Annotated in this window: 6 protein-coding genes; 3 read left to right on the top strand and 3 right to left on the bottom strand. The window is 51.8% G+C overall.

The window, feature by feature from the left end:
• The first annotated feature begins 222 nt into the window (after positions 1–222).
• Both RMO35_RS23550 and RMO35_RS23545 read left to right on the top strand, forming a co-directional pair.
• Entirely contained in the window at positions 223–951 is a 729-nt protein-coding gene (locus RMO35_RS23550) for an HAD-IA family hydrolase (protein WP_309744907.1), read from the top strand.
• Between the two features lie 58 nt (positions 952–1009).
• A complete protein-coding gene (locus RMO35_RS23545; RefSeq protein ID WP_309744905.1) occupies positions 1010–1519 on the top strand; it encodes a pyridoxamine 5'-phosphate oxidase family protein in 510 nt (169 codons plus the stop codon).
• Positions 1520–1935: 416 nt separating this feature from the next.
• On the opposite strand, the gene RMO35_RS23540 is transcribed toward RMO35_RS23545, so the two are convergent.
• The 3 genes from RMO35_RS23540 to RMO35_RS23530 form a co-directional block, all read right to left on the bottom strand.
• On the bottom strand, positions 1936–3084 hold the full coding sequence (locus RMO35_RS23540) for a Gfo/Idh/MocA family oxidoreductase (RefSeq protein ID WP_309744903.1): 1149 nt from the start codon (positions 3082–3084) through the stop codon (positions 1936–1938).
• Between the two features lie 206 nt (positions 3085–3290).
• The gene (locus tag RMO35_RS23535; RefSeq protein ID WP_309744900.1) at positions 3291–3569 is read right to left on the bottom strand and encodes a hypothetical protein; all 279 of its coding nucleotides are present in this window, start codon (positions 3567–3569) and stop codon (positions 3291–3293) included.
• A gap of 327 nt (positions 3570–3896) precedes the next feature.
• Positions 3897–4109 (bottom strand): DUF2945 domain-containing protein, encoded by a 213-nt coding sequence (locus tag RMO35_RS23530; protein ID WP_309744898.1) that lies wholly within the window; start codon positions 4107–4109, stop codon positions 3897–3899.
• A 736-nt stretch (positions 4110–4845) separates the two neighbouring features.
• On the opposite strand from RMO35_RS23530, the gene RMO35_RS23525 reads away from it, so the two are divergent.
• A complete protein-coding gene (locus tag RMO35_RS23525; protein ID WP_309744896.1) occupies positions 4846–9183 on the top strand; it encodes a CheR family methyltransferase in 4338 nt (1445 codons plus the stop codon).
• Positions 9184–9408 lie beyond the last annotated feature (225 nt).

Genomic DNA, 9408 nt, shown 5'->3' with positions numbered 1-9408 from the left:
GCTTCGTTTCCAGTAGGTAAATCCCCCTGCTTGGTGCAACGCACGCTGAGGAAACCTCAGCGCGATTGCATCCGCTAAAGCCCCCTTGGAAAGGGGGTTGGGGGATTCAGATCTAGAAACGGAGCAACAGCAGACTTGTGTATACACGGTAGACCCTTTACCCTTTACCCTTTCCCCTTTCCCCCCGTCCCCCTCCACCCTTTACCCTTTACCCTTTACCCCATGACTCAACTCAAAGCAGTAATATTCGGTGCAATTGGTACGATCGTCGAAACATCCGATATCCAACGTCAAGCCTTCAACGCTGCCTTCACCGAAGCTGGACTCGACTGGCATTGGGATATCCCCACCTACCACCAACTCCTCAACACCAATGGCGGTCAAAATCGCATCCGTGCCTACCGCGATGCCGAACCCGTGCGGACTGGCGTTACCGATGAAGCGATCGCAAAACTGCACCACTCCAAAACCAAACATTTTGTAGACTTACTGGCAAATACCCCCCTTAGCCCGCGTCCCGGCGTAGTCGAACTGCTCGATACCTGCCACAAAGCAAATCTACAAGTGGCATTTTGCACGTCTACGAGTAAAGAGAATGTCGAGGGGATTAGGGAGGCATTAGCGCAACTGTTACCATTCGATCGCTTTGCCACGATCGTTACCCTCGATGACATCGGTCAGCCCAAACCAGCTCCAGACGCTTATATTTATTGCCTCCAACAGCTCGGCATCACCGCCGATGAAGCGATCGCGATCGAGGATACGCCAGTGAGCCTCTTAGCCGCTCAAACTGCCGATCTGGTGACTATTGCCACGCCTGGAGCTGCATTTGGCGATCGAGACTTCTGTGATGCCAATCTTACCCTGTCGGACTTAACCAATCTTACCGTCGAAAACTTATCCTCACTACTTGCCGATCGCTGGCATCAAGCTAGCTACTTTAGCGTCTAAGCCTGCTGACATTCTTTTAATCTGCTGACTGTGCATAGTACTTTAAGGAATAAACCCAATGACAACCACCACAGATACCAAGCAAGAATCGATCGTCAAAATCCGCGACCTGATTAAAGATATTAACTTCTGCATGTTGACTACTCTAGATGAAGATGGCTGTCTGCGGAGCCGTCCGATGGCGGTCAATGGTGAAGTCGAAGCCAATGGCGACATGTGGTTTTTCACCTACGGTAGTTCGCACAAAGTCACCGAAGTCAACAAAAATCACCACGTCAACGTTAGCTTTTCTGCACCCGATAAGCAATGCTATGTTTCTGTATGTGGGATGGCAGAAATAGTCAAAGACCGCGCCAAAATGCAGGAACTCTGGAAACCAGAACTCAAAGCTTGGTTCCCTCAAGAGCTTAACGAACCCGATATCGCCCTTCTCAAAATCACCGCCACCAATGCGGAGTACTGGGATGCCCCGGCAGGTTGGGTTGCCAAAGCCGTTGGCTTTGTTAAAGCGGCAACCACTGGCGAACCCGATACTTCAACCGAACACGCCAAAGTCGATTTGAAATAGATAAGAAAGTGCCATCGGCAGATCCCGATCGCACTTTTCCATCTCTAATTAAGTAGATGGGCGTAATAAAATATAAGATATCCCGTAGGGTGGGCACTGTCTTGATGCGCTGAACCGTCGGGAAACTAGGGCTTCAGCTCAGCACCGCTGTCTTGTCTTGACGCACACAAACGGGAGGAAACCTCCCGTTCGATGCGTCGCTGTCTTGTCTCGCATAATCCGGGAGGAAACCTCCCTGCCGCGAGCCGCTGACCCAAAGCCATGGGTCGGGAACCTCCGCGTGATTTCAGTCGCTGCCCACCAGCTAGGCTTCAGGCATAATCTATTTCATAAATAATTGTGCCTACCTACTCACCAACGCCACAAAAACTATAGACCCGATCGCATTGTCATCGGTAATAGAGATAATTTAGGTACTAAGATTTACCAGCCGGATCGGCAGCATTGACGAGTTGCGGTTGCTGTTGGAGCGGTGGACGTTCGATGATTTGGGCGGCTGTGGGTCGATGCTGTGGCGATTCGATCCCGTCGATCGAGACAAACTTAGCAGTCGCGATCGATTCTTTGATAGCACAGATGATTTTGAGATCGATTAATCCCTCTCGTCCCGATATTGCTGGCTGTTTGTCGTGCAATACGCAGTCTGAGAAGTAGGTAAACACCGCCGCCAATTGGTCGCAAGCAGGAAAAATGCGCTCCTGTTTGGGCTGGTCGTCGATCGCCAGGACGTGCTTGATGTCGGCTTGCGACGCAAAAGCTGGCTCGACGTGCAAGTTACCCCCCGTACCCATCACTTGATAAGTCGCGAGCTTGGCGGCACCAAAACTACAGGTAAAACTTGCCAAGCGATCGCCTGGAAACTGCATAATGGCACTAGTCATTTCAGCAACTTCCCGAAAGCGTTCTTCCGGTTTACTCGCACTAGTGGCAAATACCGAAATCGGTTCGGATTGGAAGAGATAACGGGCGGCATTAATACAATAAATCCCGATATCTTCGATCGTACCGCTACCAGTTTCCGCCTTCATCCGACTGTTGGCACCTTCAGTCTGTTGAGCGAAGATCGCGTGAAAAAAGCGCGGTTCGCCGATCTGTCCGGATTTGACGATTTCGACAGCTTGTAAATTCGCCGCATCAAAGTGGAGCCGATACGCGATCGCTAATTTGACATTGTGTTCCTGAGCCGCAGCAATCATCTGTTCGCACTCAGCCACCGTCACCGCCATCGGCTTTTCGCAGAGGATATGTACCCCCGCTTGGGCTGCTCTGACGGTGTAGTCGCAGTGCAATTGGTTTGGTAAGGCGATATACACTGCATCGATCGTGCCACTATTTAAGAGGTCGTCATATTGGGCGTAGGTATAAGTCTGCGACTCCGCGATTCCATACTTTTTGGCGACTTCGCTCCGCTTAGTCGGATTGTCAGATACCAATGCCACCACTTGAGAATTTTCAGTATTGGCAAAGGCAGGCAAAGCTGCTGCTTGGGCAAACCAACCCAAACCGACTACTGCATAGCGGATTTTCTGTGCATCTGTGGCGGGGTAGCGATCTTGAGTCGTCATTTGTCTACTCCAAGTTCTAGTGCGATCGGATCGATAGTTTAGGATAACAAGAGCCTAGAGACTGGAAGTCTCTGCTCATGATGCAAAGTCCGCCTACGCGGACTGATTAACCAGTCCGCGTAGGCGGACTTTGTAGTACTAGCCCCGATTTCAATCGGAGGCGGTGTCAGAGCGGAGCCAATATCCTTATCCCAAACTCACGCTAATCAATTGAAATTGGCACCGCTAGCTAAGCCGATCAGACTGCGGACGGGAGCTTCCACTGACTCTCTGGCGAGTTCTGTCGGCACGATCGTCCAGCCTGCGGCAAGCAGTTTTTGACAAGTCGCCCAGCCTTTGGTGCCGTTGGGCATCGGATAATCGCTAGCGCACAAATGGGGGAATGCTGTATGGGGTTTCCAGGGATGATATGGTTCTAATCGCAGATGTAGAGCTAGTTTGCCATTAGATCCAAACTTGGGCAGCCAACATATTTGTCCAGCCATTCAAAAGTCCTCCTAATTTCAATCGGTTATCTCTCAAGCTGTTGCTTAATCGCTCGGGATGAGCGCCTATTGTCATTTGTTAAGCAAACTTAACATTACTGATATTTCTCAAGTTACTCAAAATATTTTTGAGTTAACTCTGTCAAAGGTAAGAGTTATCAAGTTTGCAAAAAGCTCGATCGAATTCGCTCAGTTACAGCGGTTGGCAACTCGATCGGGTACAGTATGCCCCCGACTTCTGTGAGAAGTCGAGGATCTGAATCGGAGATCTGTGGTACCGCACTATTGACAATTTGCTGAAAATATGTTGAATTCCCCACTCACGATTTAGCCTTCTGTCGATCGCAGTGATGCGGGTTTGTGTGCTGCTTCCTTCCCGGTTTTGTCGCTTTCGACCAGATATTGAGGGTCTTCTTTCGAGGCATTGACACGATGACTTTTTATCTCCATTGGCTCTGTCAATTTCTGTTTGACAGTTCCTTCAATCGAGCCTTGTGCGCTCTCCCATTGTACTTTGTCGCCTTTTTTAAATTCTGACATCTGCTATTTTCTCCCGATCGATAATCGATACATTCCAATAGTTTATCGATTTGCAAATCGGCTGCTATCTGCCTATTGAGATAATTTCAGGCGGTCTGAACTATGATTAAAATGATTTACTGATAGACTTTGATGGACTGATATTCGACAACCTACAGATCTGTAAAAGCCCCTTTTGCAAAGATCTGTAGATCTGTAGGTTGGGTTGAAGAATGAAACTAGGGCATCCACACGATCTATCTATGAGTGTGTTGGGTTTCGCGGCTCAACCCAACCTACAGATCTTTACTTCACAAACCCTTCTTTGGCATCGAAACCCCTTGCCCTCACCCCCAGCCCCTCTCCCAAGCTTGGGAGCGGCGTTTTTATTCGGGGGTTCCCCCCGAATAAAAAAACGACAAGACAGAGGGGAGCCAGAGCCGGAGGCGAGGGCGGGGTGAGGGCGAAGGGTTGGGGACTAAGCAAATGGGGGTTGGGGGATTTGGATCTCCGATTCACATCAAACAACATCTATTCATCAGCTAGATCGTAGTTCAAATGGTATATCTTAACAGTTTATAGCGTATATACTAAAGAGCGAACTGCTGTATTGCAGCGCTGCTTGACTCTACCGATCGCCGGATCTTTAGTAACTAACGACAAGATTGTCAATGGGTCGATCGGGGGTTGATATATAGTGGATGTGGTACGACAATTAAGAGATGTAATCCCGAGTTAAATGACATAGGAGAAACAGATGCTCGATCGGGAATCATCGAAACAATCGCCATCTGAATCTCCAGGCGTTGGCAGAGAGCCATCTCCAAAGGAGAATCGAGCGTCATTTCCGACCGCCTTGGTGGCGCGCTTCGCGATCGTGGGCGTGGGCGCTTCGGCAGGGGGATTGGATGCCTTTAAACAATTGTTGCGGCACTTGGCGATCGATACGGGGATGGCATTCGTGCTGATCCAGCACTTAGCCCCCGAACATCAGAGTTTACTCGCCGAACTGCTCGGGCGGACGACCGCAATGCCCGTCTGTGAGGTCACTGAGGGGATGGAGATCGCTCCAGATCGCGTCTATATCATTCCCCCAAATACCACTATGAAGCTCGTGGGGCGGGTGTTTCACCTCTCGCCCCGCGAACGGACGGCTAGCGGCTATATGCCAGCCGATCGATTTTTTGAATCGCTGGCGGCTGGGTGCGGGAGTCGGGGAATTGGGGTAGTGCTATCTGGTGTCGATGGCGATGGGTCCGTGGGACTAGCGGCAATTAAAGCCGCAGGCGGCATTACTTTCGCTCAAGATCTGCCCTCTGCCCAATTTGATGGAATGCCCGAACACGCGGCGCAAACTGGTCGAGTAGATTTTATCCTCCCGCCCCAGGCGATTGCTGCTAAACTCAATGAGATCGGTCGCCAGTGGCAACTGGAGCCAGGATCGTCGATCGATCTCCCGCCGCCATCAGCCCGAGAGCCATCGGCACCAGATGAGCAGCCCGTACTTACAGCTAGTGCGGCACCCGTAGATCCACTCAGCCAAATATTTGAGTTGCTGCGGCAGCATACGGGTGTGAATTTTGCACTATACAAACAAGCCACGATCCAACGGCGCGTTCAGCGGCGAATGTCCCAACATGCTGTCACCAGACTGGAAGATTATCTAACTTGTCTCGACGGCAATGCGGCAGAACTAACTGCTCTATATCAAGATTTTTTAATCGATGTCACGAGTTTTTTTCGCGATCCAGAAGTCTTTCAATCTCTAACTGCAAGTATCTTACCGCAGATCGCCCAGCAGCACTCGCAATCCCCGATTCGGATTTGGGTCGCGGGATGTGCGACGGGGGAGGAAGCATACTCGATCGCGATCTGTTTGCTGGAGGTGCTAGAGGGGGTCGTGCCCCAGCCAGCAATCCAGATTTTTGCTACCGATCTCAATATTCAGGCGATCGAAACTGCCCGAGTGGGGATTTATCCACAGAGTGCGGTCGCACATATTTCTCCAGAGCGGTTGCGGCGGTTTTTTGTTCCCAGCGGCGATAACCATCAAGTTAGTAAATCGGTGCGAGAATTATGTATATTTGCCAGACACAATCTCTGTAGCGACCCGCCATTTTCCCGAATGGATCTGATTTCTTGTCGCAATGTGCTGATTTATTTTGAAGCCACACTGCAAAAGCGGGTGATGCAAAATTTGCACTACGCGCTCAATCCCAACGGCTGCTTGCTGCTGGGCACTTCCGAAACCGCCACAGCGACAGAGTTATTTACACAGGTCGATAAGCAGCACAAAATTTACGCCAAGAAACTCGCCCTCGTCCTGCCTAGTCTCGACTTACCACTGCTAAACGAGCTGACCCAGACAACTAGCTACCAACACCCACCTAGCACGCGTCCAGCCACCGAACTCCAGCTCACACAGCTCGCCGACGATCTCGTCTTGCAGCGCTATGCACCAGCCGGGTTAATTGTCAATACCAATCTGGACATCCTCGAATTTCGGGGCAATACCAGCGCCTATTTGCAGCCCGCTCCCGGTAAGTCCAGCCTGAAAGTCATGAAAATGGTGCAGGCGGGTCTGAGAGCCGAACTCCGCACGGCGATCCAGCAGGCAAAACAGCTCGACCGATCGATCGAGCGGATTGTCGAATGCCATCTGCAAAATTCCCAGCTCAACGCTAACATAAATGCCGGATCGACTGCTGTGAGGCTGGAAGTTATTCCCTTGCGGGTGCCCAGCGCGGCAGACGGTTACTTGCTGATTTTATTTGAAACCATCGCTCCCCAACAGATCTCGACTACCGCACCAGCCCAGCGCAAAGCCAAGCAGACGCTCGTCGAGTTAGAAAATACCAAACTCAAACAAGAATTAGCAGCAATGCAGGCGCAGATGCAACTGATGATTGACGAGCAGGAAGCCGCCACACAGGATTTTCGGGCAGCCAGCGAGGAAATTCTCTCTAGTAATGAGGAGTTGCAAAGCACCAACGAGGAATTGGAAACTGCCAAGGAGGAAATCCAGGGCGCGAATGAAGAATTGATGACGGTGAATGAGGAACTACGCAGTCGCGATCGAGAATCAACTCAACTCAATAACGATCTGGTCAACATCCTCAGTAGCATCCAACTACCAATTTTAATTGTCGGCACCGATTTGCGGATCGGCAGATTTACGCCGATGGCAGAGCCACTATTCAACCTGATTGCTGCCGATATCGGCAGGTCGTTTAGTAATATGCGTCACAATCTCGATCTGCCCGATTTGGATCGGCAGATCCTCCAGACGATCGATACCCTGACGATTTATCAGCAGGAGATCCAAGATCTGGCGGGGCATTGGTATCACCTGACGATCCGACCCTACAAAACTGTGGAAAATCAGATCGTCGGTGCCACGCTCGTCTTAGCAGACGTAGACACACTCAAACGCCACCAACAGGAGATTCAAGCTGCCCGCGATTATGCTGCGGCGATCGTCGAAACCGTCCAGTATCCCCTCGTCGTACTCGATGGCGACCTGCGGGTCGTGAGTGCTAATGGCGCATTCTATCGCATGTTTCAGCTCGATCCGCCGCAAGTCGAGGGGCAAGAGATCGACACATTGGCCGATGGTTGCTGGCAAATTCCGGGCTTGCGATCGCGCTTAGAGGCGCTACGACAGGAACAGATGCCATTCCAAGATGTGGAGATCGAATATCGGTGCGATCCGACTGACACCAAGACCTTGCTGTTCAATGGTTGGCAAGTTTTAAATACTGGCGATTGGCAATTATTTTTACTGGCGATCTCAGATATCACCGAGCGCAAACAGATCGAAGCCCACCGGACGCTCCTCGCCCAGGAACAAGCCGCCCGCGCGACGGCAGAAGCAGCCAGCCTCGCCAAAGACAACTTCTTGTCGATGCTCTCCCACGAACTGCGCAACCCCCTCAGCGCGATCGTCGGCTGGGCGCAGATGATCCTCAGCGGCAAGTTAAGTCCGGCACAAGTTCAGCGCGGCTTGGAAGTGATCGATCGCAGTGCCAGTGCCCAAAACCAACTGATTGAAGATCTGATCGATATCTCCCGGATCAACAATCAGCAGCTCCGGATCGAGATCGAACCGATCGATCCGATCCCAGTCATTGCCGCCGCAATCGATACACTCACGATCGCCGCTGCTGACAAAAATATTCGGCTCGAACGACAACTAGATCCTTTCCCCAGCCGAGTTTTGGGCGACGCCAGCCGGATCGAGCAAATCCTGTTAAATCTCCTCTCTAATGCCATTAAATTTACCGCATCCGGCGGTAAAGTTATCGTCCGCCTCTCCCTAGTACCGATCTCGCCCGCGAACCCGATCGCTTATGCTCAACTTCAGATAATTGATAATGGTAAAGGGATTAGTCCCGAATTTTTACCATATATCTTCGACAGGTTCCGGCAGGCAGATAGCTGCTCCACCAAAATGGAAAACGGACTCGGACTCGGCTTAGCGATCGTCCATCACCTCGTCAAACTCCATGGCGGTCAGATTTCAGTTACCAGCCAGCTCGGAGAAGGCTCCACCTTCACCGTCCAACTGCCCCTAGCACCGGATTTGCCACCTGACACCCCGGTACTGCCAGCCGCCGCAGCGCCCCTCCTAGCTGGCGATGACGCCAAACTACTGGCACCCACCACTCGATTCCGCAAAGCGGAGGCTACGCCAACGACACCATCCCTAACTGGCGCAACGATCCTCGTCGTCGATGACGAACCCGATGTGCTGACACTCATTACCACGATCCTCCAACAAGCTGGCGCAACAGTCACAGCGGTAGGCTCGGCGAGCGCCGCGATCGACACGTTGCAGGCGCAGCCGCAAGCCTACGATCTGCTCTTGTCCGATCTGGGGATGCCAGAGACAGATGGTTGGGCGCTGATCCGCCAGATCAGAACGTGGGATGCTAAGGCTGGGGGACAAATTCCCGCTGCGGCACTAACAGCCTACAACACGATCCGCGATCGACGCATTTCTCACGCCTTTGGATTTCAAATCCTCCTCTCCAAACCAATCCAGCCAGCACAACTCGTCGCAGACGTTGCCAAGCTCGTCCACAAACCGAAGTAGTCAGCCGTACCTGACTCGCTTTAGTTCCAAATCCGCGTCATATTTGAGTTGCCGCGTAGTCCTTTACCCCACCCCAACCCTCCCCTTATAAAGGGGAGGGAGCCGGAAAAGCTCCCCTTATAAAGGGGGAGCCGGAAAAGCCCCCCCTGCTTGGTGCGCTATCCCGTCGGGAAACCCGACGAGCGCCAATCCGCTTTATATGGGGGGGTTGGGGGGGTAACACCA

The sequence above is a fragment of the Chamaesiphon sp. OTE_20_metabat_361 genome (assembly GCF_031364565.1).
The sequence above is the reverse complement of the archived record's forward strand: the minus strand, read 5'-3'. Positions and strand labels throughout refer to the sequence as shown.